We start from the raw sequence: 25977 nt of genomic DNA on the forward strand, positions 1-25977 counted from the left end.
GGCGCGCGACAGTCACGGGGATGCACCGTGGCGAACAGGTGTGCTGAGCGTGATTGCGCGTCGGATCACGCTCCGGGCGCACTGCAGCAGGGCGCTCTCGACGCCCGGTGACACCAAGTCTTGACGGTCCTGTGGCTGGCGTGGAGACGTGCTCATGTCAGTTTTCCCGCCGATGCACCACACGGTGGCTATCTCAGACATCCATCTATGTGAGCTCGAGCCGACCGACGGTCTCTGGATGCGCTATCGGCAGGCGCCGTACTCCCCGGACGGGGAGATCGCGGCGATGCTCGACGCGCTCCGGGGAGAGGTCCGGAAGGGGGCGGGCGGCTCCGGGGGGCTCGGCGCGGAGCGCGACGCGCTGACGCTGGTCCTGAACGGCGACATCTTCGACCTGGATGCGCCTCGGGTGATCGGCAACGAGAGCGTGGTCCACGACCTGCCGCGCACCGCCGAGCACGCCGTGCCGGCGATGGAGGCCATCCTGCGCGATCACCCGGTGTTCGTCGCGGCTGTCGGCCGGATCGTCGCGGACGGGCACACCGCGGTCTTCGTGGCCGGCAACCACGACATCCAGCTCACGCTGCCCGAGGTGCGCGAGGCGGTGCAGCGGAGCGTCGTGGACGCGGCCATGCACGAGCTCGCCACCCGGGGCGGCGGCCCTCCGGCGGGCTCGACCGAGGAGCTCCGCGCGGCGCTCGCGGCGCGGGTGGCCTTCCGCGCCTGGTTCCACCGCACGCACGACGGCGTCATCGTCGAGCACGGCAATCAGTACGACTCGTACTGCTGTTATCGCTACCCGATGGCGCCGTTCGGCCGGAATCCGGGGGAGATCCAGCCGACGATGGGCTCGCTCGTGAGCCGCCTGCTCGTGTCGCGCATGGGGTACTTCAACCCGCACGTCGACTCGTCGTTCATGCTCTCCGGCTTCGGTTATCTCTCTCACTGGACGCGGTACTACCTGTTCTCTGGCCGCTCCCTCGTGTTCGCCTTCGGCGTGGGCGCGCTGCGCACGATGATCGAGCTCGTGCGCCGGCGCGACCCGAGCCGCCGGGCGCTCCGGCGTGCGGACCTCGCCGCGGCCGCCCGCGAGACGGGCGCGCCTTTCCCCGCCGTGGTCAAGCACGCGCGGCTGTTCGCGCGGCCGGCCGAGGACTGCCTCGGCCGCGTGGCGCGCGAGCTCTGGCTGGATCGCCTCGGGCTCGCGGCGCTCGGGATCCTCGCGGCGCTCGCGTGCCTGTGCTGGATGCCGGGGGGGCTCGCGGCGGCGGCGTTGCTCGCGCCGACGCTCCTCGTCGCGTACGAGTGCGCCGTGCCGAAGCCCACGCTCGACGCGGTCTGGCAGGGCGTGAACCGGGCGGCGCGGTCCGTGGCCAGGGCGCACGGCGCCAAGGCCGTGATCTTCGGGCACACCCACAACCCGGAGGGGAGCTGGGAAGGCGGGGTGTTCTTCGGGAACACCGGCTCCTGGTCCGCGGCGTTCGAGGACATCGCGTGCACGCAGCCCGTCTTCGAGGCGCGCCCGCTCGTCTGGTTGCGGTCCGAGGACGACGCGGGGCCCGAGGCGCCCCTGTCGGGCGGCCTCGTGATGTGGAAGGACGAGCGGTTCCAGCCCTGGAGAGCCGACGCGAGGCCGTCCGTGCCGAGGAAGGCCGAGGTGGCCAAGCGCCCACGCCCGGCGCTGCGTCCGCGCCCCGCGCTCCGGCCCCAGGCGACGGCCGCGCTGCGCAGCTAGGCTGCCGGCGCTCATCGGGTCGTACAGCGCCTGTCGGGTTGAGCCCAGCGCGCCCCGACGATAGAGTCTGCGCGGACCTCGGCCCTGGGGAGCTTCCCGGCGCGATCCGCGGAGTGGACGACGCATGAGCCTCAGCGAGCGCGAGCGGATGGCGCTGACGCAGCCCGCAGGCGGCGCGCCCGCCTCGACCGCGTCGGGAAGCGCGCCGCCGGCCGGCGCGGCGTCGGACGTCACGTTCAGGCTGCGCGAGGCCCCGGGCGCCACGGCCTCCGAGCCGCCGCCGATCTCCGTCACGGCCCCCGAGCGCCTGTCCGCGGAGGAGCGCTACGAGGACCTCGGCTGCATCGGGCGCGGGGGCATGGGCGAGGTGCGCCGCGTGCGCGATCGCATCCTGGGGCGCGTGCTCGCGATGAAGATCCAGTCGTCCGAGACGCGCGACGCGACGCCCGATCGCGCCCGCTTCCTCGCCGAGGCGCGCCTGACCGCGGCGCTCCAGCACCCGGGGATCGTGCCGGTGCACGAGTGCGGCGAGCTCGCCGACGGGCGGCTGTGGTTCACGATGAAGGAGGTCCGCGGGCGCACGTTCGGCGAGGTGATCGCCGAGGCGTACGCGGCCGGCGGCGGGAGCCTCTCGCCCGTCGCGCTGCGGCGGGCGGTCGACACGTTCCTCCGCGTCTGCGAGGCCGTGGCGTACGCGCACAGCCGCGGCGTGATGCACCGCGACCTCAAGCCCGCCAACGTGATGATCGGCGAGTTCGGCGAGGTCCTGGTGATGGACTGGGGCCTCGCGCGGCCCTCCGCGCCGCTGCGCGCCTCGCCCGGGGCCGCGGGCGCGGCGGACGTGATCGAGGCGGCACCGCTCACGCAGCCCGGCGAGGTGCTGGGCACGCTGCTCTACATGGCCCCGGAGCAGGCGCGAGGCGAGGGCGATCGCCTCGGCGCGGCGAGCGACGTCTACGCGCTCGGCGTCGTGCTCTACGAGATCCTCGCCGGGCATCACCCTTACGGCGGCCAGCCCGCGGCGGTCTGGGGCGCGCTCCTCACCGGCGGGCTCAGGCCGGTCGACGCGAGCGCCCCCCACGAGGTGCCCGCGGAGCTCGCGGCGATCTGCGCCCGCGCGATGGCGCTCGCCCCGGAGGCTCGCACCCCGGACGCGGGCGCGCTCGCCGAAGACCTCCGGAGCTGGCTCGACGGCGCGCGGCGGCGCGAGCGCGCGCTCGCGATCGTGGACCATGCCCGCGCGATCCGGCCGGAGATCGAGGCGACGCGGGCGCGCGCCCGGGCGCTGCGCGACGAGGCGCGGGCGATCCTCGACGGCCTGAGCTCGTTCGATCCGGCCGAGCAGAAGGCGCGCGGGTGGCGGCTCGAGGACGAGGCGGAGCGCCTGGAGCGGGAGGCGTCGCTCGGCCAGGTCGAGTGGATGCAGGTCCTCCGCTCGGCGCTGAACGAGGCGCCGGATCTCCGCGAGGCGCACGAGGCGCTGGCCGACCACTACGCCGAGGAGCTCGTCCAGGCCGAAGAAGCGCGGGATCCGCGGGGCGCGGCGCGCGCCGAGGCGCTCCTCCGGCAGCACGACCGCGGGCGCCACGCGGTGCTGCTCGCCGGCGACGGGGCGCTCACGCTGGCGACCGCGCCCGCGGGGGCGCAGGTCTCCCTCCACCGCTACGTCGAGCGCGACCGGAGGCTCGTGCCCGAGCTCGCGCGCGAGCTCGGCCCGACGCCCCTGCTCGAGGTGGCGCTCCCGCGCGGCAGCTACCTCCTCACGCTGCGCGCGCCGGGGTACCACGACGCGTGGTATCCCGTGCTCATCGAGCGCGGGCGGCGCTGGGACGGCGTCCGGCCAGGCGGGGAAGGGGCCCACCCGGTGCGCCTGCTTCGCCTCGGCGAGCTCGGCGAGGACGATCTCTACGTGCCGGCCGGCTGGTTCCTCGCCGGCGGCGATCCGGACGCGGGGGACAGCCTCCCGCGGACGCGGCTCTGGTGCGACGGTTTCATCGTCCGGAGGCACCCGGTCACGAACGCCGAGTACCTCACCTTCCTCAACGCGCTCGTCGCGAGCGGGCGGGAGGCCGAGGCCCTCGAGTGCTGCCCGCGCCTCTCGCTCGGCCGCGCCGCCTCGGGATCGAGCCCGGACTCGCTCCGGTTCGAGCGGGGAGACGACGGCCGCTTCCGGCTCGGGTGCATCCAGACCGACGTCCAGGAGGAGCCGAGGATGCCCGTCGCGTTCGTCCACTGGCGGGCGGCGATGCGTTATGCGGCGTGGTACGCCGCCGGGACGGGCGCGCCGTGGCGCCTCCTGAACGAGCTCGAATGGGAGAAGGCGGCGCGGGGCGTCGACGGCCGGTGCATGCCCTGGGGTGATTTCCTGGAGCCGACCTGGGGTTGCATGCTGGGCAGCCACGAGGGCGTCGCCGGCCGGCGGCCCGTCGACGACTTCCCGCAGGACGAGAGCCCTTATGGCCTGCGCGGCGCGGCGGGCAACGTGCGCGACTGGTGCATCAACGCGTGGAAGCGCGAGGGGACGCGGACCGAAGCGGGCATCGTGCTGCTCGATCCCGCCGACGACGGCGACGCGGATTTCCGCGCGGCGCGGGGCGGCGCGTGGTCGACGTCGCCGAACCTCTGCCGCGCGGCGGGGCGCTTCGCGGGCAAGCCCGGGGATCGCTTCGGGGGGATCGGGTTCCGGCTGGCGCGCCCGGCGCCGGGGTGAGCGGCTCGGCGCTCGGCCGTCCTGCGCTGGAGGCCTGCCCGCGCGCGCCTGGGGCGGCGCCCCCGGGCGAGGCGTCAAGCGCGCTGGCCGCTCACGCGGGCCTCATCACGCCATGGTAGTAGTACCAGGTGTGCTGAGGGGCGATGTCGTGCGGGTTGTCCGAAGGCGTACCGTCCTCCGCGAACACCTGCTTGAACTTCAGCTTGCTCGGGCGGTTCTGGAAGATGAGGCCGTCCTGGGGCGGCTCATCCATCTTGTACCAGATCGCGTTGCGCAGCTCGCCGGTGCTGCCGAGCTCCACGAGGAGGCCGATCCGGCGCCCGATCGGCTCGTCCGGATCGACGGCCCAGTAGAGCGCGCTGGCCGGAGAGGCCGGCTGGTAGGTGCCCTGAGTCCACTGCTGCTCCGACGCCTCCTGGCTCGTCGAGAGGACGCTGCCCCCGGCGAGCCACTCCCGGAACTCCTCGGCGTACTTCGACGTCCCCCGGTCGCTCGTGAACCCGGACGAGACCAGGGTGATCGCCGTCGACTTGAAGGGGGCGAGCCTCGACCAGTACTCGGTCTTCGCGGTGTACCCGCCTGGGGGCGTCAAGCCCGCCACGGCCACTTGGAGGAGCGAGTCCCCGGTGATCGTCTCGAAGAAGCGGAGCTTCGAGTCGATGGGAATCTGCGTTTTGTACGGCGGATCCGTCCCTTTGGGCAAGATGTCTCCCCTCGTGACACCCAGCTCGCCCGTGCTCAATCCAATGCTCATGGCTTGATGAACTCCTCGTCTCGTGTGTGGAACCTTGGAATGTTGGCCGACTTGTCCGGCGCGAGCGCGACGTCCGGAGGGGCGGACCTCGCCGGACGCGCGCCCGCGCCGGGGTTCACAGGAGACCCACGGTGATGGGCTGGAAGAAGACCTGGACGCCGGTCCTGGTCCCCGCCTCGTTGCCCTTCGTGTCGCCGACATAGTCGAGCAGCGAGACCAGGCTGCCGGTGGAGAACGAGAAGAGGTCGTGGGCGTGGTTCGTGTCGAGGTACTCGTGCTCGAAGTACGTGGGGCTGAGGATCTCGGCGATGTTGCTGGGCGCGGTGTAGAGGTGGAACCAGCCCGTCCCCTCGGCGCGCGTCCAGTCGCTCTTCGTCTCGATGGCGTCGATATGGACGGACGCCCAGACCTCGTTGCCATAGAAGACGTGGAGCTCCACTTCCAGCGTGGTGCGCGGCCCGTGCCCGCCGAAGTCGGCGTCGCCGCCGACGCGCGGCGGGACGTAGAACGGCGTCTCCGAGTGAAACGTCACCGCCGAGGAGAGGGCGATCGCGTCGCTGTCCGTCACTTCTGCGGCGTCGTCGATGCCCGCGCCGGGCGCCGCCAGATAACGATGGTCCTGAACGGGACGGCGCTTGATGGCCCACCAGGGTTCCTCGGAGGGAATGGCCTTGTCACATTTCTCCGGAGGACATTCGAACCGCGCTGAGCTCAGCGTCGCCTGGTCTGAGTGCGCGACCATGTCCTCGGGGACGAGGTCTTCCGCGGATGACTCTCCATCGGACGACGCCGCGCAACCAGCGAGCAACGAGACGGACAACGCGGCGAACAATGCACGCATCATGATAGAGCTCCCTTCGGGGGTTGCCTGCGCGCTCTCCTGCCGAGATAGCGGCGCTGCGCGCGGCGATTGGCCTTTTAGCAGGCGTCATGCCACCGCGAGGACACGGGGATCCGCGCAGGATCCGAGGAGCCCTCGCGTTCCGGCGCCGCAGGTCGGGTCACCCTCGCTCGACTTGAGCAAGACCTGCGCGAGCGGCGCTTGCGCGAGCGTCGCGCGGGCGCGCACGCGACAGCCCCGGAGCACCGACCGCCCCCGTCCCTGGATGGGGCGTTCTTGCTGAAAATATTCAATTTTGCTGGAATGTTCGACGTGCTGGAATGGCGCTCGGCGGGTGAGCTCTGCATTGCCGGGGCGAGACGAGGTGTGATACAGGTAGCCCATGAAGGTTGGGGGAACTCATCTCATCACAGTTGCTGCGCTTCTCGCCTGTGGGTGCGCTTCCTCTTCGCCGCCTTCGCCTTCGACGCCGGAGAGTCGGGGGGGTGGTGCCTCAGGGGTGGCCGTCGCTGAGCCCGCGGCCCCGGCTGGCGGAGCCGCCGCGGCGAGCCCTGCCGGTCCCCGAAGCCGTCGCTATCCTGTAGAAGAGCTGCGCAGGGTGGCTCGCGTCGCGTCCGCGCGCTGCAAGAAGGTAAATGCGCCCTCGGACTCGACGTGCCTCCTCACCGAGGCCACACCATTCCTCAAATATCGGCCCGAGGACCCGGATTGCCGTTACGTGTCGGGGACCGCGCTGTCCGTCGCCGAGTGCTCCGATTTCGAGGAGGGCTGCCAGACCGTCGACGCGAAGGATCTCGACCACCAGATCGCGGCCCTGCAGAACGCCGGCAAGGACTGCAATCGCGAGCCGACCGACCTCGAGCGGGCAGAGCTTCTGAAGCTCCTCGGCGCGAAGTGAGGCGCTGTCCAGCAGAGCGCTAGGGGCGCGCCGCCTCGCGCTCGATCAGGGGTCGGAGCCGCACTCGAGGCAACGCGTCAGGATATCGCACCAGTTGGGGGTGCTCTGGGGATCCTGACAATACCTGTCGGCCCTCTCGCACGTGCCGGCCCCGGGGCATACGACGAGCTCCTGAGAGCTCTCCACGATCGTCTCCTGATCCGGCTCGACCTCGGCATCCTCTGTCGATGTCGCGACGCATGCGGCGGTGAACGACGCGAAGAGGGAGACGGTGAGCGCGAGAAGAAGGTTCTTCATGGCAATATCCTTTCGTTCTTGACGCCGGGACATCGAGCCCGGCTCTCGTCGGCCCACACAGCAGCGCGCGTGCCACCGGAACCACAGGCAATCGCGCGGGATATCCGAGGTCAGTCGGGCCCTCTTGGCGCCACTTGAGCGAAGCTCGCTCAATTCGCGTGGTCGCCGCCCAACCGGCCTGGACGTCGGAGCGCTCTGGCCGACAACAGCCGCCGCGTCAGCGCGTGGCCTTGCCCTTGCGCGGCCGCGGGATGCCGTAGGCGCTCAGCCGGGCCACGAAGGTGCGGCGGGGCATGCCGAGGAGCGCCGCGGCCTGCGTCTGGTTCCCGGCGCACTGCTCCAGCGCGTCGACGATCCGCCGCCGCTCGATCGCGTCGAGCTCGCCCCGAAGGCCGCCCGCGCCCTCGGCCGGGGGGACCGCGCCGGCGGGCGGCGCAGCTGCCTCGGCAGGCGCCGCCGCGGGGCGCGTCTCGGCAGGCGCCGCCGCGGGGCGCGTCTCGGCGGGCGCCGCCGCAGGGTGCGGTAGCGCAGCGGCGGCGTCGAGCAGGAGGTGCTCCGGGAGCAGCGTGTCCCCGCCGGAGAGCACGACCGCGCGCTCGATGACGTTGCGCAGCTCGCGGATGTTGCCGGGCCAGCGGTGCGCCTCCAGCGCGGCGAGCGTCTCGGGGGCGAACGCCGGCGCCGGGCGCCCGACGGCGCTCGCGGTCCGGTCGGCGATCGCGCGCGCGAGCGGCGCGATCTCGGCGATGCGCGCCCGGAGCGGCGGGATCGTCAGCGCGATGCCGTTCAGCCGGAAGAACAGATCCTCCCGGAAAGCGCCCCGCTTCACCTCGGCGGCCAGATCGCGGTTCGTCGCCGAGAGGAAGCGCACGTCGATGGGCCGCGGGCTCAGCCCCCCGACGCGCATCACCTTCCGCTCCTCGAGCACGCGCAGGAGCTTCACCTGGATGCTGGGCGGCAGCTCGCCCACCTCGTCGAGCAGCACCGTGCCCTTCTCGGCCGTCTCCAGGAGGCCCGGCTTCGCCTGGACCGCGCTCGTGAACGCGCCCCGCTCGTGGCCGAACAGCTCGCTCTCGAGGAGCGATTCGGAGAGCGCCGCGCAGTTGAGCCGCACGAAGGGCCCCTGCGCGCGCGGCGAGCGCCGGTGGATGTGCTCGGCCAGCACCTCCTTGCCGGCGCCCGTCTCGCCGAGCAGGAGCACGGTGATCGGCGCGCCGGCCACGCGCTCGGCCAGCGCGTAGAGCCGCTCCATGGCCGGGTCGAGCACGATGGGCTGGCCCTGCCCCTGGCCCGGCGCCGCGCTCGCGGCGCCCTCGCGCGGCAGGATCACGATCAGCGTCGAGCCGAGGTTCACCGCGTCCCCGACCGAGAGCTCCATCGTCTTGCCCTGGTCGGGCTGGAGCTCGAGCAGCTTGGTCGTCGGCCCGGCGGTGCGCTCGCGGCGGAGGCGGGTCCCGTTCGCGCTCCCGAGGTCCTCGATCGCGATGGGCGGGCCGAGGTGGATGATCGCGTGCCGGCGCGAGACGGAGCTGTCGTCGATCGGGACGTCGTTCTCCGGCGACCGGCCGAGCGACACCCGGCCCTCGGCCGGCAGCGGGTGCCGCGTCACGCGGCCCCCGGCGAACACCGCGAGCTCCAGGGCGCCCTGCACATCGTTCCGGGTGGACTTCGCGGCGGCCACGTCTCTCTCCCTGCTCACTTCGGCTGGTTCTACCTCGTCGCGCCGCTCCCGTCTGCTCACGTCTCGAGCCACGCGCGCGCCAGCGCCAGCGTCCGTACGTGCGCGTTGATGTTCTCCAGGAAGCTCCTCCTGTAGGCGGGGTCCACGATCTTGTCGGCGCGGGCGAGCAGCTCGGCGCGCGCCTCGCGGAGGAGCTCACGGGCCGCCTCGCCCTCGCCGCTCTCGTGGAGCGCCTCGGCCAGCAGCACGGGGACCAGCTCCTGCCGGAGCGCGAAGAGACACGCGGTCGACCGCTCCAGGGCGAGCGCCTCGCGGGCCAGCGCGACGGCCTCCGCCGCCCGCCCCTGCCGTAGCCGGATCTCGGCGAGCAGCGAGAGGCGCACGGACTGAAAGAAGGGCACCAGTCTGGCGGCATCCCCGACGGCGCGCACCTCCTCCTCCGCCCCGGCGAGATCCCCTCGCTCGAGGCGGCATTCCGAGAGGAGCAGGCGCGCCTGCGCCATGTGCGCGAAACCGTTGGAGGCCGAGGCCCTCCGGAGCATCGATTCGGCTTGCTCCTGCGCCTCCGTGACCCGCCGCTGCTCCAGCAGCCCCATGATCCGGAACGAGAGCACCGACAGCACGACGTAGGTCGGCACGTTCTGCTCCGCGAGCAACGCGTCGACACTCTGCCCGGCGAGCTCGAAAGCGCCGAGCATCAGCTGGTCCAGGGCCGCATACATTCGCGTCATCTTCATGCCGGTGCGATCGCCGAGGGCCTCGACGTGATCCGTCGCGGCGCGGTACTGCTGGCGCGCTGCCCACTCATCTCGCTCGGCGTGGGCGCACCACCACGCCCGCACCATGGCGACCGCGGCCCCGGCAGAGTGATCGTCCCCGATGAGCGGCGCCACGTCCTGCTCGATCCTCTGCAGGTATCGCCGGGCCAGGTCGGGCATCCCCTCCCGGAGCAGGGCGTAGAAGGCGAGGGGGGTGAAGGTCGCCACCACCAGCCGGGGATCGAGGGGGAGAACTGCGGGGGGCATGCGCTGGACCAGGTCGCGGGCGACCTGCCGGTCCTCCGCATGGGTCGCGACCAAGAGCGCGAACATCATGGCTCTTCCGTGCTGCTCGCTGCCGGGCGACGAGCTCTCCAGTGCCGCGAGCGCGTGCGTAGAGGACTGCCCCAGGTCGTCCAGGTGGAAGAGCTGCTCCGACAGCATGTTATGGAGCTCGGCCAGCACCTCCCCTGTGGGCTCGCACGCGACTCCCCGCCGGGCGCGCGCGAGCACCGCCGGCATATCGGCCGCGAGCCGCGCCTTCTCGGCCGCCTGCAGGTAGAACTCCGCCGCCCGCGCCGTCTCTCCGCCGCGCTCGAAATGCTCGGCCAGCACGATGGGATCCTGCTCGCCGGCCTGGAGCAGCCATTCCCCAGCGAGCCTGTGCCCGAGGCGCCTGTCGCGGTCGGTGAGCATGGCGTAGGCGCTCTCCCGCAGGAGCGCGTGCCGGAACGCGATCTCCTCCTGGCCCACGAAGCATGGCGTCGGACGGCGCTCGAGGATCTCGCGCTCGAAGAGCTCGGCCCAGGCATCCATCTCCCGCGCGCCGGGCGCCGGGGTGCCCGAGAGCGCGCGCACGCCCCCGACCCAGCACACCTCGCCGAAGACGCTCGCGGCCCGGAGCAATCGCCGCTCCTCCGATCCCAGCGCCGCGAGCCGCGCCTCCACCATCCCCAGCACGGTCTCCGGCAGCGCGCCGGCCCGCCCCTCGGCGACCGCGCGGATCAGCTCCTCGAGGTAGAACGCGTTCCCGTCGGCCTGCGCCACGATGGCGGCGACGGTCTGCGCGTCGATCCCCTCGCCGAGCGCGCTCCGCACGAGGAGCTCGGCGGCCCGGGCGAGCAGCGGGCGCAGCTGGATCTCCGTGCGCCCCCGATCCATCCAGAGCCGGGGGAAGAGGTCATGGACCTCGGGCCGCGCGAAGGCGATGACCACGAACGGCCGATCGCTCAGCTCGCGCAGCGCCCGATCGAAGATCCGCACCGACGGCGCGTCCCCCCAGTGCAGATCCTCCAGCACCACCAGCATGGGCTGCGCGTCGGTCACAGCGCGCGCATGATCGATGTACGCCTGCTCGATGCGCTCCGCCATCAGCGCCGGGCTCTGCCGCGCCGCCCGCACGAGCGGCCGGTCCTCGTCCGGGAAGGGCGCGCCGATCAGCTCTCCGAGGAACGCCGCCACCCGCGGGCGATCGGCCTCGGCGAGGAGGCGGCCCGCGGCTCGCTCGAGCTTCTCGCGGCGCGCCGGGGCGGCCTCGCCCGCCGCGATCCCGAGCGCGTTGCGCAGCGCCCCGGCCAGCATCGCGAACGCCGAGCCTGCGCCGATGGAGTCGCCGCGGCTCACGCCGAGGTCCATGGCGGGGTAGCGCCGCTTCAGCGCCTCCAGGAGCTCGTGGCGCAGGCGCGATTTGCCCATCCCCGCCGCCGCCGTCACCAGCGCCGCCGCGGCCTGCCGATCCTCGAAGCTCCCCTCGACGATCTGGAGGAGGCCGCGCAGCTCGCGGTCGCGGCCCACGTAAGGGCTCGGCTTGCCGAGCAGCTTGCGCGCCTCCTCGCCGACCTCGCGCTCCGCCAGCAGCCAGAGCGCGCCTCCTTGCTCCAGCACATCGAAGCGCACGTCGAGCAACGCCAGCGTGACCGCATCGATCTGGACGCCCTCGCGGCGCTCCTCGCGCTCGTGCGCGCGGCCGGCGGGCGGGCGCTCCTCGAGCATCGAAGCCGCCCGCTCCAGCACCTCGCCGAGCGGGATACGCCCTGTGTCCTCGGCCCGGCCCGTCACGAGCGCGACGTTCCACGTTCCCGACGGCAGGGTCCCGCGGATCCGCAGCGCGCAGCGGGCGGCGAGCGAGGCGACGTCGGTCGCGCTGCCCGCACCGGTCACCGTCGCCACCACCGTCCCGTCGCAGAGCTGCTCCACCCGCGCGCCCAGCGGGGCCACGACGTGCCGCACCTGGGCGAGCGCGTCGAGGGACACCGCGCCGAGCGGCACGGTCTCCTGCAAGGGGCTCGGCCGCTCGCGGGCCGGCTGGACCGCCACGATCGAGATCAGGCGCTTCTCGTCGCCGGTGATCGGCGCGACGCTCCGATCCGCCGAGGCCGCGTCGCCCCTCGCCTCCCTGATCCCGTCGAGGAGCTGCGCCACCGCCGCGCCGTCGGCCGGCCGCGCCGCCGGCTCCTTGGCCAGCATCCGCGCCATCAGGTGGTCGAGCTCCGCGGGCATCTCGGGCCGCAGCTCCCGCAGGCGCGGCGGCTCCTCCATCAGCAGCTTGGCGAGCAGCGCCATCGCGTGCTGCCCGTAGAACGCCGGCAGCCCGGTCAGGCACTCGAACAGCACGCAGCCGAGCGAGAAGACGTCGGCGCGCGCGTCGAGCCGCGCGTGGTCCCCCCGCGCCTGCTCGGGCGCCATGTACCCGGGCGTGCCGAGCACCGTGCCCGTCTGCGTCAGCCGCGTCGCCGCGACGTGCAGGCGCGCGATCCCAAAATCGAGCACCTTCACGCGCTCGATCGAGCCGTCCACGAGGAACAGATTGCTCGGCTTGACGTCGCGGTGGACGATCCCGCGCGCGTGCGCCGTCCCGAGCGCCTCGGCCGCCGCGTGCATGACGGCGAGCGCCTCCTCGAGGCGCAGGGCGCCGCGCGACAGGCGCTCCGAGAGCGTCTCCCCCGCGAGCCACTCCATCACGAGGTACGGCTGCCCCGACGGCGCCGTTCCGTGGGTCACGTAGCGCACGATGTGCGGATGCTCGAGCCCCGAGAGCACGTGCGCCTCGTGGACGAAGCGCGCCGCCGAATGCGCGTCGGCCTCGCGCAGCAGCTTGAGGGCCACCGTCGCGCCGCTCGCCCGGTCGTGGGCGCGGTAGACCGTCCCCATCCCTCCGGCGCCGGCGAGCGCATTCACCTCGAAGCGGCCGTCGATCACGCTGTCCGGGAGCATCGAGGAGGAGCTTGCCTCCTCGCTCGCCGCCGCCGCAAGGGCTGCGACCCGACCCACGTTGGCGTGGCTGCGACCCGACCCAGGTCGGGCGAGCGAGCCTCCGGTCCGGGTTGGCTGGATTGTGGGCAATGAGGCCGGTATGGTACGTCTCGCGTGATGGTGCCTCGGGGGTTGTTGCTCGTCCTTGCCGGCGCGTGCGGGCTCCTCGCGAGCGCGTGCTCCGGAGCGCCGCAGCCCGCCGCGGGCCCTCGCGCCGCCGGCGCCGCGAGCGCCGAGCCGGCGCGCCCTCGGATTCCGATGTATCCAGCGGCCGAGCTGGACCGGATGGCGCGCATCGCCGCCGCCCGCTGCAAGAAGGCCGGCACGCCGTCGGACGCGGCGTGTCTCCTCACGAACGCCTCCACCTTCCTGAGGTACCCACCCGGGGATCCCGATTGCCGCTATGTCGCGGGGACCGCGCTCTCGGTCGCCGAGTGCTCCGAGTTCGAGGAAGGATGCCTGAGCGTGGATCCCCAGGATCTCGTCCGCCAGCTCGATGTCCTGCAGAGCGCCGGCAAGGACTGCCAGCGCGAGCCGACCGACGCCGAGCGCGCCGAGGTCCTGCGGCGCGCCGGCGCGAAGTGACGCCCTGGCCCGAGGCGAGGGCGCCAGCCTGAAGCGCTCTGATTCAGCGTGGGAATGTCCCGCGCGCGCCGCCTTCGCCGGATCGCCCGGCTGCGATCCGCCGGACCCGGCCGTGTGCGCGCGCGTCGCGCCGGCGGTGGGCGCGCAGGCGTCGATCGCGGCGCGCGCTGTCGATCCGGCGGATCACTCGGCCGCGTGATAGCAGACGTCGAGCTTGGGCCTGCGCGCGATGTCGGGATACTCGCTCGCGCGGAAGTCCGTCCTGTTGTTCGCGTCGACCAGCGCGACACCGTGGTTCGGCTGCGCGCCGTCGACCCAGCCCTGCACGAGGGACGTCAGATCGGCGGTGACGAACGCGTCGGTCTGCGCCAGCGTGGTGAGGGAGGCCTCGACGGCCGGGCTGGTTCCGCTGAACCCGCCCCCATGGAGCGTCGATTCCTCCCAGGCGCCGCTCACGCGGTGCACGGTCACGACGCTGCCCGCGGGCTTCCAGGCATAGGACAGCGATAGCGTCGCCGAGATCACGCTGGAGCCTGCCGGGATGAACGACAGATCGTAGGCGAGGACCGCCGTCGCCGGCTGGACCGCGCTCGCGCTGGTGATGAGGTAGGGATACGCGCCGTACGCCCAGCCCGTCGTGGGGCCCTCGACGAAGGAGTCCTGCACGGCGCCGAACGCGCCGCGCCGCACGCTGACGCACTCGAGGTCGCAGGCGTTGCCGAGGCCGTCGCCGTCCGAGTCGCCTTGAGCGGCGTTGGGCTCGGCCGGGCAGTTGTCGCTCGCGTCGGGGACGCCGTCGCCATCCATGTCCGGCGCGGGCGCGACGCGGAAGCGCGCGACGCCGGGGTCGTGGTCGCTGGCCTGGTCGGCGAACTCCGCATTGACATGGACGACGTCGAATCCCACGAGCTTCGGCCCGGCCAGGTTGGCGCTGACCAGCACGTGGTCGAGCGACTGGCCATTGCCGTCGAACACGTACGTGTAGCGCTCCTCCGGCGGGAGCGTCTCGATGAGCGTCGTCAGCCCGGCGTCCTTGAGGATCCCGAGCGGCGCCGAGAACTGGAAGTCGTTCAGGTCGCCCAGGACCACGACGTTGGCGGAAGGATCGCTGTCGAGGATCTGCCGCACGAAGCCGGCCACCACGGTGGCCTGCTGCCGCCGCTGGGCCTCGCTCGAGAGGGTCGGGGGCTGGAAGCGCCCGTAGAGCGGCGCGTCGCCGCCCTTGGAGTTCCAGTGGTTGGCCACCACGAACAGCGGCTGACCGTTCCAGCGGAGCTCGCCTGCCAGCGGCTTGCGGCTGCTGGCGAAGGCCGGATTGCCCGGGTCGATGCGGCCGGGGCTGTAGCGCAGCGACACGCCGCCCGCGCCGCCGAGCACCTCGTTCGGCGTCAGGGCGCCGGCGCCCGGGCGATCGACGAACTCGAGCCCGCGGTCGGTCCGGAACAGGAAGCCCACGCGGATGTTGCCGCCGGGCTCCCCGCCGTCCGTGCCGTCGGTCGGATCGATGCTGCGGAATTGATAGGTGCTGGGCCCGCCCGGCACGGCCGCGATCGCGGCGATGAGCCGCGCGAACGTGGTCGAGGCGTCCACCACTCCATTGTTGGTCGGGCCGCTGTTGTCCTGGACCTCTTCGAGCGCGACGAGGTCGGGGCTGCCGAGGTTCTCGACGAGGATCCGCGCGAGGCGATCGAACTTGTCCTGCGGGTCGCCCGGATCGAGGTTCTCGACGTTGAACGCGGCCACGTCGAGGTCGTCGGCGGTCCGCGGTCCGAGCGACGTGACCTCGCGCGAGAGCGTCGAGGTCGCCGCGGGGAGCGCCTCGTCGACCGGCAGGAGCTTGTAGTTGGCGAAGTTGTAGTCGACCGTGCCCACGATGGGCCCGGCGAACGTGGCGCCGACATCCAGCGCGGGCGCCGAGGCGCGCAGCGGGACCTGGAGCAGGATCCGCTCCGGGTTGAAGTCGCCGGGGCTGATGACGACGGCCCCGCGCGCGCTGCGCAGGCCGGCCGCGTCGCCCGTGGCCGCGTCGCGGTCGCCCGGGACCAGCGCGATCTCCGCGGTCCCGGAGCTCGGGAACTCGCGGGTGGGGCCCACGACGGCCGGGGCGTTGACGCTCACCCGCATGCCCTCGAGGCTCTCCCAGAAATCGATGCCGTCGGCCTCGGGGTCGAAGCCGTTCGCGGCCTCGACGCTGCCGCCGGCGTCGTCCTCGATGATCTGCGTCGGGGGGCGGCGCGCGCCGGGCGCGAAGCCGATCGAGACAGGGGCCGGCAGCGCATGGCCGCTCGAGAGGACGGCGATCTGCGGGCGGGCGAGCTCGGTGACCGTCAGGTTGTGGTACGCGCTGCCGCGGGAGGGCGTGCACGGGTCCGCGCAGCCGGCGCGGTACTCCGTGACCTCGCCGGTGAGCTCGACAAGGTCGCCGACCCTCACCGACGGCGCGGCGCTGGTGAAGACGAGCAGCCCCTCGGAGGTGGCCGGATCGCCGTCCGGCGCCGGCGACTCCACGGTGAAGCCGTTGCTGCGCAGGGTCGCCACGAGGCCTGTCGTCTTCACGACCGCGCCCGAATGGGGCGACAGGTGCGCGCGCCCCTGGATGTCGTGGATCGCGAGCGCCTGCGCCGCCTGCGCCGTGGTGAACGAGACCGACACGTCGGCGGGCAGGGGGTCGATCGTCCCGTTGCTCCCCGGGTCCTGCTCCTGCACGCCGCTCGCCCGCACGACGAGGAGGCACGCGGCGCTCGGGGGGAGCGGCTCGGCCGGCGTGAGCGTGAAGGCGAGGGGGCCGCCGCTGACCGCGATCGGGCGCGCGCCGCCCTCGCAGGAGAGCTCGAAGGCCTCCGCGACGGCCACCGCCTCGCTGAACGTCACGCTCAGGCGCGCGGTCGGGTCGGCGCCCGTCGCGCCGTCTCTGGGCGCCGTCGAGGTCACCACCGGCGGGGTGTCGCCGCCGCATTCGAGCGCGGCGGTCGAGGTGTTGCGGGGGGTAGGGGTCCCGGTCGAGAGGTCGTCGATGTTGCTGCCCGTGTCCTGGCAGCCAGCGCCCTGCCGGAGCGACGCCGTCGCGTTGGCGGTCGCCGGCGCCGGCGCGGCGCCCTCGAAGTAGCTCGCCCCGCCGAAGCCGACCAGATCCTCGATCAGCGCTTCCTGGGCCGCCGAGCAGGGCGCGGTGCCGCCGTTGCAGCCGAGGCCCGTGGCCTGCCGGACGAGGACGACCTTGCCGGCCGTGCCGCTCATGTTGATGGGGGTCGCATCGACGAGGTCGGCCGCGGGGAGCGGCGCGCCGCTGCCCGAGCCCCCGGCCTCCTGCACGAGGAAGTACTGGCCGGGCTGCAGGGTGATCGCGGGCAGCTCCGTGAGCTGCGCCGTCGTGGCCCCGAGGGCGCCCGTGCCGCTGGCGCTCGCGTACTGGATGGACCACCCCGCGAGCGACACCGGGCTGTTCGACCGATTGAACAGCTCGACGAAGTCGTGCGTGTAGACGGCCCCCGCGTTGCCCCCGCCGCCGTACACCTGGCTGATGACCACGCGCCCGCTCGGGAGGGAGGCGGCGAGCTCGGCGGTCCCGAGCTCAGCGGGCTCCGGCGAGCCGCCGCAGCCCCAGACGGTCGCGAGCGCCATGGCCGCCGTCCATCGAACGCGGTCACGCCGAAGGAGAGAATACCCCGCGCGCGAGAGGGCGCGCGGGAACAAGGATGACTTTAGCACGATGACACCTGTTGGCCTTCGATGACGATTGCAAGGAATGGCCGAAGCAGACAGCAGCGGCCCCTTTCACGCTACGCCGGAACGCGCATTGTGAATGTCACGTCTCCATGAAATCGCAACTGGCCAGTCTGGCCGACCCCCGGAGCCCGGGATGCTGCGCGAGGAGATGTTTCGATTCGAGGATAAGTTTGTCGGGGAATCGCAACAGAGACGACACGTCCTCGCGCGGTTCGCCGTCGCGTTCGCCGAGGTTGGGACGGCGGGGGTAGCGCCGTCGACCCGGCCGAGGTGGCTCCTGTGTCCTCGTGTCGCGTGGAGTGCTCCCTGAGCTGACCCCTGCCCACCCCATGGCGCATTCGTTGTGCTCCAGCGCGCCCCCTCGTCTGTCTCCGTCCTGCTTGCCGCGAGGGTGTGATACGTCCTGAACTGAACAGGAGTGTCCTGAATGCGCATCGCGATCATCTCGACCTATACGCACCCGAGCCGTCTGCTCCGCAAGGAGCGCTCGATCATGCAATCGTCCGTGCCCGAGCTGCTCGCGGCCCTGTGCCCGCCCGACGCCGAGATCGAGCTCTACAACGAGAAGGAAACGGACATCCCGCTCGATCGCCACTGGGACCTGGTGTTCTTCTCGTACCTGCACGCCTATTACGAGCACACCAAGGTCCTCTCCACGCTGTTCCGGCGGCAAGGCATGACCACCGTGGCCGGCGGGCGGCACGCGAGCCATTTCCGCGCGGACGCGCTGCAGTATTTCGACGCCGTGGTCGCGGAGGACCCGGAGGCCAACCTCCCGGCCCTCATCGCCGACTTCCAGCGGGGCGAGCTCCAGCCCGTCTATGCGCTCCCGCCGGTGCCTCCGGAGCAGATCCCCACCTACCGCTATGACCTTGTCGATTACCGGAACAACCTCGTCCGACTGCCGGGCATCGAGGCGTCGCGCGGCTGCCCCTTCTCCTGCAACTTCTGCGTTCTGACCGGGCACGAACAGTATCGCTATCGCCCCATCGACCACGTGATCCGGGACATCCGCGACCGGATGATCTTCAACCAGCGCATTCCCGGGGTGACCAACAACGTGTTCAGCTTCCTCGACAACAACCTGGGGGGCTCGCCCCGCTACCTGCGCGAGCTCTGCGAGGCGCTGATGCCCCTCAAGAAGATCTGGGGCTGCGCGCTCACGTTCAACGTGCTGCGCGACCCGGAGCTCGTCCGCCTCATGGGGCGGGCAGGGTGCCGCTACGTCTACACCGGGCTCGAGTCGCTGAACCCCGAGTCGATCAGCTCGATGAACAAGGGCCAGAACAAGCTGAGCGAGGTCCGGGAGGTCATCCAGCGGGCGTTCGCGAGCGGCATCGTCCTCTCCTTCGGGCTGCTCGTGGGCGCGGACGGGGACACCAGCGACTACCTCGAGCGGGTGCCCGAGTACCTGCATGATCTCGGCGATCACTGCCCCACCTTCCTGGGCATCGTCTGTCCGTACCCGGAGACGCCCTTCTTCGCGCAGGTGGCGGCCGAGGGCCGGCTCCTTCCCGGGGTGATCAGCCGGGACCTCGATGGATACACCCTCTGCCACCGCCCGCCACGGCTGCACCCCTCGGAGGTGATCGACCATTTCCAGCGCCTGAGCCGCGCGCTGGGGAGCCTCCACAACGTGGGCCGCCACGTGTGGAATCGGCTGATGACGAGCGATCTGCCCCGTTACAAGGCGTGCGTCGTCATGTCGGCGCCCGAGGTGATGAGCCTGCGCGCGCCGCTCGCCAACCGATCACGCAGCTATATCGCGGGGCGCGATCCGATCGAGGCCTGGGACACGGAGAAGATGCGGGAGCTCGGCCTCGAGCCGCAGCGCATCGAGGCGTCGTCCTGCAGAGCCGATCCGCGCGGCCTCGCGCGGATCCGGCCCCGCCGGGCGGGCCGCTCCAGCGCGGCCGCGTGAGGCCACGGGAGATCCACCATGAAGGGCCGCACACGCCTCGTCGCGATCGCCTACTTCGCCCTGGTGCACGCCGCCGCCGTCCTCGGGCTGTTCCTGCCGATCCGGGCGAGCTTCATCGCCCTCGCCGCGGCGCTGTACGCGTCGCTCCAGCTCTCCACCGTGGTCGGCCTGCACCGGCTGCTCTCGCACCGCGCGTTCCGCTGCCCGAAATGGGTCGAATACGCGCTCGTGTCGGTGGCGATGATCAGCGGCCAGGGCAGCCCCATCGCGTGGGTGGCGACCCACCGGCGGCACCACGCCCACACCGATCGCGAAGGCGACGTCCACTCGCCGCGCCGCGGCCTCTGGTACGCCCATCTCGGGTGGATCCTCGACGATGCCTCCACCGATCCCCGCGATCCGGAGAAATACTGCCGCGATCTGGTCGGCGATCCCTACTACCGGTGGCTGCTCCGCTGGCGCTTCGCCCCGCAGATCGCGGCGTTGCTGCTCGCGGGGCTCGCCCTCGGCTGGGCCGCGGTGCCCTTCGTGTTCTTCCTGCCGTTCGTGTGCTGGATGCACGCGACCTACCTGGTGAACTCCGTCTGCCACGCGGCCCGCTTCGGCAGCCGCGCGTTCGATACCCGCGACGGGAGCCGCAACGTGGGCTGGGTGGCGGTCCTGACCTTCGGCGAGGGCTGGCACAACAACCACCACGCCTTCCCGCGCGCCGCCCGGCAAGCGATGGCGCCCGGGCAGCACGACCTCGCCTTCCTGTTCATCCGCGCGCTCGCGGCGGTCGGGCTCGCTTCGGACATCCAGCCGAGTCCGGCGGGCCGTGAGAGTACGCACCCCGCCGCGCCGTCGGGGCGCTAGCATGGTCGGCATGAGCGATCTCGGCCTCAACGACGCGAGCCCCGACGTTCGTGACGAGCCCGACGGCATCCTGCGGGTGGCGATCCACGGCGAGGTCACGGAAGACCGAGCGCGCGCTGTCCTCGGCGCGGTCCGGCGCGTGGCGGAGAGCGGCTGCGACGTCCTGGTGCTCGCCGACACGCGCCACACGGGTCCCCTCTCGGCGGCGGCGCGCAAGGTGGTGACGGAAGAAGTGCGGGCAGCGCGCATCGATGCTGTCGCGATCATCGGAGCGAGCTATTCCCTGCGCGTCGTCATGACCCTCCTCGCGAAGGGCGTGCAGATGCTCACGGGACGGCACTACCCGCAGCAGTTCTTCGACACGGAGGGCGAGGCGCGCGCGTGGCTGCTCGCTCGGCGAGACGCGTTGCGGGCCGTGCGGCGCCCGGGTACCTGAGTGACCGCGCGTGCGCACGGGCGCGCTCCAGGGCAGCCCGTTCGGTGACGGTGCCGTGGCAGATCGCGTGATGCTGTCGTCAGGCCTGGGGCGGGTACTCGGCGAACCGCGGCAGGTCGTCCGTGATCGGGAACCAGCTCGCCTTGGACCCAGCTGCGCTCCTGGGAGCGCTCCCTATCATCTGTACTTCGTGGCCCAGGACGACATCCGTCCTTCCGACCAGAGCCCGGCCGTTCCCTGCGACGACACGTACAGTGACCCTGGCTTCTTCACATGCCCCGTCCGAGCAGCACATTCTGTCCTTCCAGGAATGTGTCGTGTCGTAATCGCCAGGTGCCTTCGATTCTCATCACGCGTACCGGACGACTGGGGCGGTATCATCAGGGTATGCACAGGGGGGAGTCGCCGAAGATCCTTGCCGGTCGGTTCGAGCTCGAGCGCGTCGCCGGCACCGGAGGCATGGGCGACGTCTATCGCGCGCGCGATCGGCAGGATGGTGAGCCGGTCGCGCTCAAGCTCCTGAGAAGCTCGGACGCGCAGCTCGTCGCGCGGTTTCAGCGGGAGGCGCGGCTCCTGGCTGAGCTCCGGCATCCGGCGATCGCACGCCTCGTCGCCCAGGGGGTCTCTGACCAGGGACAGCACTACCTCGCCATGGAGTGGCTCGAGGGCGAGGACCTCGCGTCGCGGCTCGCCCGCGGGCCGCTCGGCGTCGAGGAGGGGCTCACCCTGGTCCAGCGCGTGGCCGAGGCGCTGTCGCTCGTGCACGGCCGCGGCGTGATCCACCGCGATCTCAAGCCGGCAAACCTGTTCCTGCAGGGCGGTCAGCTGGATCGGGTCAAGCTCCTCGATTTCGGGATTGCGCGCGACGCGGCAGCGACCGGCGGGCTGACCGAGCCGGGCGTGCCCATTGGAACGCCCGCCTACATGGCCCCGGAGCAGATCCGCGGCGAGCTGGACATCGACGCACGCGCGGACGTGTACGCGCTCGGGTGCATCCTGTTCGAGTGCCTCACCGGCCAGCCGCCTTACTGGGGCGAGCACGCGTTCGCGGTGTTCGTGAAGGTGCTCTTCGAGGACGCGCCGAGGCCGAGCGCGCTGCGGGGCGAGGTGCCCGAGGCCGTCGACCTGCTCACGGTGCGGCTCATGGCGAAGGACCGCGAAGGCCGGCCCGAGGACGCGGCCGCGGCGGCCAGCGCGCTCGCTGCGCGCTCGGCAAAGCATGCGGCCGAGGAGCTGTCTGCGCCGGCGCTGACGCGCCGCGAGCGGGGGCTCGTCAGCGTGATCCTGGCCAGGGTGGGCGTGCCTTTCCTCCCGGCCACGCACACCGTGCTGCGGGCCAAGGAGGCCACGCGGATGGGCAGCGAGGCCTCCTCCACCACGGGGCCGCGCGGCGAGGCCGCGACGGCGCCGCATGCGGACGCCGCCACGGCGCCGTGCGCGGAGGCCTCCACGATCGATGCGCGAGGGAAGGTCACGGCGCCGCCAAGGACGGGGCCGTCCCTGGTGGACCTGCGCCGCGCGGCGGCCGAGCACGGCGGCCGCCTCGAGCCGCTGCAGGACGGCGGGGTCGCCGCGGTCCTCACAGGCGCGGCGACGCCGATCGACCTGGCCGCGCGCGCCGTGCGGTGCGGCCTCGCGCTGCGGAAGCTCCTGCCCGGCGCCCGGCTGGCGGTCGCGACCGGCTGGGACGCGCTCGGCGTCGGGCAACCCATCGGCCCGGTCATCGACCGCGCCTCCGCGCTGCTCGTCGGCGGCGACGCCAGGACGCCGGGCGACGGCGCATCGGAAGCTCAGGCCCCGGTGCTCGTCGACGCGATCACGGCCAGCCTCCTCGGGCCGGGCTTCGAGATCGCGAATGGGCCCCGGGCGCAAGCGGTCGTCGGCGAGCGTGATCCGTTCGATGAGGCGCGCACGCTGCTCGGCAGGCCCACCCCGTTCGTTGGGCGCGACCGCGAGCTGCGCGCCCTGGAGGACCTGTTCGACGAGTGTTCAGGCGAGCCCTGCGCGCGGGCGGGGCTCGTGATCGCGGTGGCGGGGATGGGCAAGTCACGCCTGCGCCTGGAGCTCGTGCGGCGGCTCAGGGCGCGGGCCGAGCCGCCCGAGATATGGATCGCGCAGGCGGATCCCGCGCGCGCGGGGGCGCCCCTCGACCTCCTCGGGCAGGTGGTGCGCCGCGCCGTTCACCTGGTCGACGGCGAGCCCCTCGAGCGCCGCCGGGAGCAGCTCGCGGCCCGCGTGGCCCGGCACGTGGACCCGGCGCTCCGGGAGCGGGTGACCGAGTTCCTGGGAGAAATGGTCGGCGCCCCGTTCTCGGGCGAAGGGCGCGTGCAACTGCGCGCGGCCCGGCGCGATCCGCTGCTCATGGGCGACCAGCTCCGCCGGGCGTGGGTCGATTTCGTCGGCGCCGAGTGCCGGGAGCGCCCGGTGCTGCTCGTGCTGGAGGATCTGCACTGGGGCGACCTCCCGACCGTGGAGTGCATGGACGCGGCGCTGCGCCTCCTGGAGGAACAGCCGCTCATGGTGCTCGCCCTGGCACGGCCGGAGGTGCGGGCGACGTTCCCTGCGCTCTGGGCCGGGCGGGGCACGATGGAGATCGGGCTCGGCGAGCTGCCCCGCCGGGCCTGCGAACGGATGGTGCAGGCCGCCCTGGGCGATCGCTCCGACGCGGAGCACGTGGCGGAGATCGTGCGGCGCGCCGCGGGCAACCCGTTCTTCGTGGAGGAGCTCGTGCGCGCCTCGGCCGAGGGGCGGGACGCGCGCGAGGCGCCGGAGACGGTGCTGGCGATGGTGCAGGCGCGGCTCCAGGACCTCGACGCCGAGGCGCGGCGGCTGCTGCGCGCTGGGAGCGTGCTCGGCGAGGTGTTCTGGCGCGGCGCGGCGGCGCGCCTCCTGGGGCTTCGACAGGAGGGAAGCGCGGCGCTCGACGCACGGCTCGCGGATCTGGAGCGGCGTGAGTGGATCGTGCGGCAGCCCGAGCCACGGTTCGCCGGCGAGGCGGAGTTCGCCTTCCGGCACGGGCTCGTGCGCGAGGCGGCCTACAGCATGCTGACCGACGTGGACCGGCGGCTCGGCCACCGCCTCGCCGGCGTGTGGCTGGAGGAGGTCGGCGAGCGCGACGCGCTGGTGCTGGCAGAGCACTTTGAGCAGGGTGAGGCGATCGAGGCGGCGGCGCGGTGCTACGAGCGGGCGGCGGAGCAGGCGCTGGAGGCGAGCGACCTCGAAGGCGCGCTCGCTCGGGTCGGCCGGGCGCTGGCCTGCGCGCCGGGGGACGGTGCCGCTGGACGGCTGCACGCGCTCGCGGCGACCGCGCACAACTGGCGCGGCGCGTTCGTGGACGCGGAGCGCGCAGCCCGGGCGGCGGTGGGCCTGACGCCCGCGGGGAGCAGGGTGGCGTATGCCGCGCTGGCGATGCTCGCCTGGGCGAGCGGGGCGCTCGGGAACGCGGAGCAGCTCGAGGCGGTGGCGTCGTCGCTGCCGCTAGACCGCATGGATGCGGTGCACGACCGGGATCTCGTGCTCGCCTGGTCCAGTGCCGCCATATGGTTGCGAGAGCTCGGCCGTCACGCCGCGGCCGAGGGCCTCGAGCGGGTCATGGACGGGGTGCAGCCGGAACATCTGGAGCCCGGCCTAGCGGGGCATATCTACGCCACGAGGAGCATTGTGGCGTGCTTCAAGCCCCGTCGACTCGAGCTCTCGCTGCACCTCACCCAGGCTGCTTTTCAGGCCTACGAGCGCGGCGGCGCGCTGCGGGACGCGTGCCTGATGTGCGTGAATTTGGGCGTGACGCAAAGGCGACTTGGCGCTTACGGACTGGCAGAATCGACGCTCCACGAGGCAAAGAGGGTTGCGGCTCAGCTCGACCTGCCTTATGCGGCGAACGCGGCCAGCATCTATCTAGGGCACATCGGCATGGCACGGGGCCAGAGAGCCGATGTCATGATGCTGGCGGCCGCAGTCATCGAGGAGGCGCGAGCGTTCGCCAATGGCAGGCAGATGGCCCAGGCCAGGGTGCTGCTCGCGCAAGCGCTGCTCGCTCTAGGCGATCTTGCACAGGCGTGCGCGCAGGCGACCACCGCGATCGGCGAGACGCAGGCGTATCCCGCTCTGCAGGCCATCGCGCACGCCACGCTCGCCCAAACCCTGCTCCGAGCCGGGCGCGCCGTGGAAGCGCTTGCCGCGGCACGCGAGGCGATCGAGCTTGTCGAGCGCCTCGGAGGTCTCGATGAAGACGACGCGCTCGTGCGCCTCGCCTGGGCCGAGACGCTCCACGCCTGCGGTGACGTCGACGCGGCCCGGGCAGCGCTCGTCGCTGCCCGCGATCAGCTGCATGCCGAGGCGGACGCCATCGAGTCTCCCGACCTGCGCCGCAGTTTCCTCGAGGCGGTGCCGGAGCATGCCCGCATCCTCGAGCTTGCGGAGGTGTGGGGCGTGGCAGGCCGGTGATCCCCCGGATCGGCGCAGCGGCTCGCGTGGTTGCGAAATCGCGTGTCTTCCCTCGGTGAGGGGGTTCCTCTCAGCGCTGGGTACAGTGCTTTGCGCTGCTCTCCTCGTGACCGCACCGCGAGCGCAGGGCCGGTCCATGACAGCCGGTACGGTGACGGTGCCGTGGCAGATCGCGTGATCGCGGCCTCAGGCCTGGGGCGGGTACTCGGCGAACCGCGGCAGGTCGTCGGTGATCGGGAACCAGCTCGCCTTGGAGTCGACGAAGATGTGGGCCGCGGGGCGGATGCCGGGATCGGTGTCGAGCGTGCCCGCGGGCACCACGGCGAAGCCGCGCTCGGGTGACTGGCGCGGGGCCGCGCCGCCGCAGCGCTTGCAGAACGCGACGGTGAAGAACCGCGCGTCGGGCACCTTGTAACTCGCGATCTGCGCGTCACCGTGGATCCAGCGGAAGCTGTCCAGGGCGACGAAGACGTTGGTCGCGTGCGCGGAACTGCGCCCGAGGCGACAGCGCTTGCAGTGGCAGCTCACCATGCGGAGGGGCGTGCCGTCGAACTCGAAGGCCACGCTGCCGCACAGGCAGCTCCCCTGGGTGACGCCCTCTTTCGGCGGGACCACGGGGCGCGAGACGACCGGCGCCTGCATCTCGGGCCGCCATTCCTCGAACTGCGGCAGGGAATCCGTGATCGTGTACCAGGGCGCCTTGGAGCCGACGAACTGGTGGAAGCTCGGCTCGATCCCGAGATCGCCCTCCAGGTTGCCGGCATGGAGCACGGCGAGCTGCCTCTCGGGGAGGAGCATCGGCGTGGCCGAGCCGCAGGTGCGGCAGAAGGAGCGACGGTCGCTCGCGCAGGAGGGGCGGATGGCGTCCTCGCCGGCGAGCCAGCGAAAGCCGGGCAGCGGCGCGACAACGGCGGTGGTGAACGCCGTGCCGTTGAACTTGCGGCACATCGAGCAGTGACAGTTCAGCATGGTCTGGAACGGACCGTCGATCTCGAAGCGGACCGTTCCGCAAAGACATGCGCCCTTGGTCATGTTCGTATCTCCCGTGGTCGTGCGCGCTCCGTGTGCGCCGGAGCGATGACCTG

15 protein-coding genes are annotated in these 25977 nt (G+C 72.4%); 8 read left to right on the top strand and 7 right to left on the bottom strand.

Annotated elements, in window-relative coordinates:
* Window positions 1-184 precede the first annotated feature (184 nt).
* Complete coding sequence (locus WMF27_RS03755) at window positions 185-1735, top strand: hypothetical protein (protein ID WP_437761625.1); 1551 nt, start codon at window positions 185-187, stop codon at window positions 1733-1735.
* Between the two features lie 124 nt (window positions 1736-1859).
* Window positions 1860-4445, top strand: coding sequence for an SUMF1/EgtB/PvdO family nonheme iron enzyme (locus WMF27_RS03760; RefSeq protein WP_437761624.1), 2586 nt, complete (start codon window positions 1860-1862; stop codon window positions 4443-4445).
* A gap of 91 nt (window positions 4446-4536) precedes the next feature.
* Here the strand turns inward: WMF27_RS03760 and WMF27_RS03765 are convergent, their stop codons facing one another.
* Both WMF27_RS03765 and WMF27_RS03770 read right to left on the bottom strand, forming a co-directional pair.
* The gene (locus WMF27_RS03765) at window positions 4537-5199 is read right to left on the bottom strand and encodes a hypothetical protein (RefSeq protein WP_437761623.1); all 663 of its coding nucleotides are present in this window, start codon (window positions 5197-5199) and stop codon (window positions 4537-4539) included.
* A 115-nt stretch (window positions 5200-5314) separates the two neighbouring features.
* Window positions 5315-6043 carry a hypothetical protein gene (locus WMF27_RS03770; protein ID WP_437761622.1) on the bottom strand — a complete coding sequence of 243 codons (729 nt, stop codon included), beginning with the start codon at window positions 6041-6043 and terminating at the stop codon, window positions 5315-5317.
* 595 nt (window positions 6044-6638) lie between these two features.
* Between WMF27_RS03770 and WMF27_RS03775 the strand changes: the two genes are divergently transcribed.
* On the top strand, window positions 6639-6938 hold the full coding sequence (locus WMF27_RS03775; RefSeq protein WP_437761621.1) for a hypothetical protein: 300 nt from the start codon (window positions 6639-6641) through the stop codon (window positions 6936-6938).
* Window positions 6939-6983: 45 nt separating this feature from the next.
* On the opposite strand, the gene WMF27_RS03780 is transcribed toward WMF27_RS03775, so the two are convergent.
* The 3 genes from WMF27_RS03780 to WMF27_RS03790 form a co-directional block, all read right to left on the bottom strand.
* On the bottom strand, window positions 6984-7235 hold the full coding sequence (locus WMF27_RS03780; RefSeq protein WP_437761620.1) for a hypothetical protein: 252 nt from the start codon (window positions 7233-7235) through the stop codon (window positions 6984-6986).
* A gap of 217 nt (window positions 7236-7452) precedes the next feature.
* Window positions 7453-8916 (bottom strand): sigma 54-interacting transcriptional regulator, encoded by a 1464-nt coding sequence (locus WMF27_RS03785; protein WP_437761619.1) that lies wholly within the window; start codon window positions 8914-8916, stop codon window positions 7453-7455.
* Window positions 8917-8972: 56 nt separating this feature from the next.
* Window positions 8973-12887 carry a protein kinase domain-containing protein gene (locus tag WMF27_RS03790; RefSeq protein ID WP_437761618.1) on the bottom strand — a complete coding sequence of 1305 codons (3915 nt, stop codon included), beginning with the start codon at window positions 12885-12887 and terminating at the stop codon, window positions 8973-8975.
* 156 nt (window positions 12888-13043) lie between these two features.
* Between WMF27_RS03790 and WMF27_RS03795 the strand changes: the two genes are divergently transcribed.
* Entirely contained in the window at window positions 13044-13511 is a 468-nt protein-coding gene (locus WMF27_RS03795) for a hypothetical protein (protein WP_437761617.1), read from the top strand.
* A gap of 183 nt (window positions 13512-13694) precedes the next feature.
* Here the strand turns inward: WMF27_RS03795 and WMF27_RS03800 are convergent, their stop codons facing one another.
* Window positions 13695-17132, bottom strand: coding sequence for a DNRLRE domain-containing protein (locus WMF27_RS03800; protein WP_437761616.1), 3438 nt, complete (start codon window positions 17130-17132; stop codon window positions 13695-13697).
* A gap of 532 nt (window positions 17133-17664) precedes the next feature.
* On the opposite strand from WMF27_RS03800, the gene WMF27_RS03805 reads away from it, so the two are divergent.
* The 4 genes from WMF27_RS03805 (at window position 17665) to WMF27_RS03820 (ending at window position 24892) form a co-directional block, all read left to right on the top strand.
* Window positions 17665-19158 (top strand): B12-binding domain-containing radical SAM protein, encoded by a 1494-nt coding sequence (locus WMF27_RS03805; protein WP_437761615.1) that lies wholly within the window; start codon window positions 17665-17667, stop codon window positions 19156-19158.
* A gap of 18 nt (window positions 19159-19176) precedes the next feature.
* Entirely contained in the window at window positions 19177-20013 is an 837-nt protein-coding gene (locus WMF27_RS03810; RefSeq protein ID WP_437761614.1) for an acyl-CoA desaturase, read from the top strand.
* A gap of 10 nt (window positions 20014-20023) precedes the next feature.
* Window positions 20024-20449, top strand: a complete 426-nt coding sequence (locus WMF27_RS03815) for an STAS/SEC14 domain-containing protein (RefSeq protein WP_437761613.1) — start codon at window positions 20024-20026, stop codon at window positions 20447-20449.
* Between the two features lie 387 nt (window positions 20450-20836).
* Complete coding sequence (locus tag WMF27_RS03820) at window positions 20837-24892, top strand: serine/threonine-protein kinase (RefSeq protein WP_437761612.1); 4056 nt, start codon at window positions 20837-20839, stop codon at window positions 24890-24892.
* A gap of 186 nt (window positions 24893-25078) precedes the next feature.
* Here the strand turns inward: WMF27_RS03820 and WMF27_RS03825 are convergent, their stop codons facing one another.
* Window positions 25079-25924: a GFA family protein gene (locus WMF27_RS03825; protein WP_437761611.1), complete on the bottom strand. Its 846-nt coding sequence runs from the start codon at window positions 25922-25924 to the stop codon at window positions 25079-25081.
* Between the last annotated feature and the right edge of the window lie 53 nt (window positions 25925-25977).

This window comes from Sorangium sp. So ce281, from assembly GCF_051527395.1.
Taxonomy (GTDB): Bacteria; Myxococcota_A; Polyangia; order Polyangiales; family Polyangiaceae; genus Sorangium; species Sorangium cellulosum_B.

Excerpts from the sequence above, each read along its gene's own strand:
- WMF27_RS03780 (WP_437761620.1), bottom strand. The coding sequence starts at position 7,235 with ATGAAGAACCTTCTTCTCGCGCTCACCGTCTCCCTCTTCGCGTCGTTC.
- WMF27_RS03805 (WP_437761615.1), top strand. The coding sequence starts at position 17,665 with ATGCGCATCGCGATCATCTCGACCTATACGCACCCGAGCCGTCTGCTC.
- WMF27_RS03770 (WP_437761622.1), bottom strand. The coding sequence starts at position 6,043 with ATGATGCGTGCATTGTTCGCCGCGTTGTCCGTCTCGTTGCTCGCTGGT.
- WMF27_RS03820 (WP_437761612.1), top strand. The coding sequence starts at position 20,837 with ATGCACAGGGGGGAGTCGCCGAAGATCCTTGCCGGTCGGTTCGAGCTC.
- WMF27_RS03800 (WP_437761616.1), bottom strand. The coding sequence starts at position 17,132 with ATGGCGCTCGCGACCGTCTGGGGCTGCGGCGGCTCGCCGGAGCCCGCT.
- WMF27_RS03815 (WP_437761613.1), top strand. The coding sequence starts at position 20,024 with ATGAGCGATCTCGGCCTCAACGACGCGAGCCCCGACGTTCGTGACGAG.
- WMF27_RS03795 (WP_437761617.1), top strand. The coding sequence starts at position 13,044 with ATGGTGCCTCGGGGGTTGTTGCTCGTCCTTGCCGGCGCGTGCGGGCTC.
- WMF27_RS03765 (WP_437761623.1), bottom strand. The coding sequence starts at position 5,199 with ATGAGCATTGGATTGAGCACGGGCGAGCTGGGTGTCACGAGGGGAGAC.
- WMF27_RS03825 (WP_437761611.1), bottom strand. The coding sequence starts at position 25,924 with ATGACCAAGGGCGCATGTCTTTGCGGAACGGTCCGCTTCGAGATCGAC.
- WMF27_RS03760 (WP_437761624.1), top strand. The coding sequence starts at position 1,860 with ATGAGCCTCAGCGAGCGCGAGCGGATGGCGCTGACGCAGCCCGCAGGC.
- WMF27_RS03810 (WP_437761614.1), top strand. The coding sequence starts at position 19,177 with ATGAAGGGCCGCACACGCCTCGTCGCGATCGCCTACTTCGCCCTGGTG.
- WMF27_RS03790 (WP_437761618.1), bottom strand. The coding sequence starts at position 12,887 with ATGCTCCCGGACAGCGTGATCGACGGCCGCTTCGAGGTGAATGCGCTC.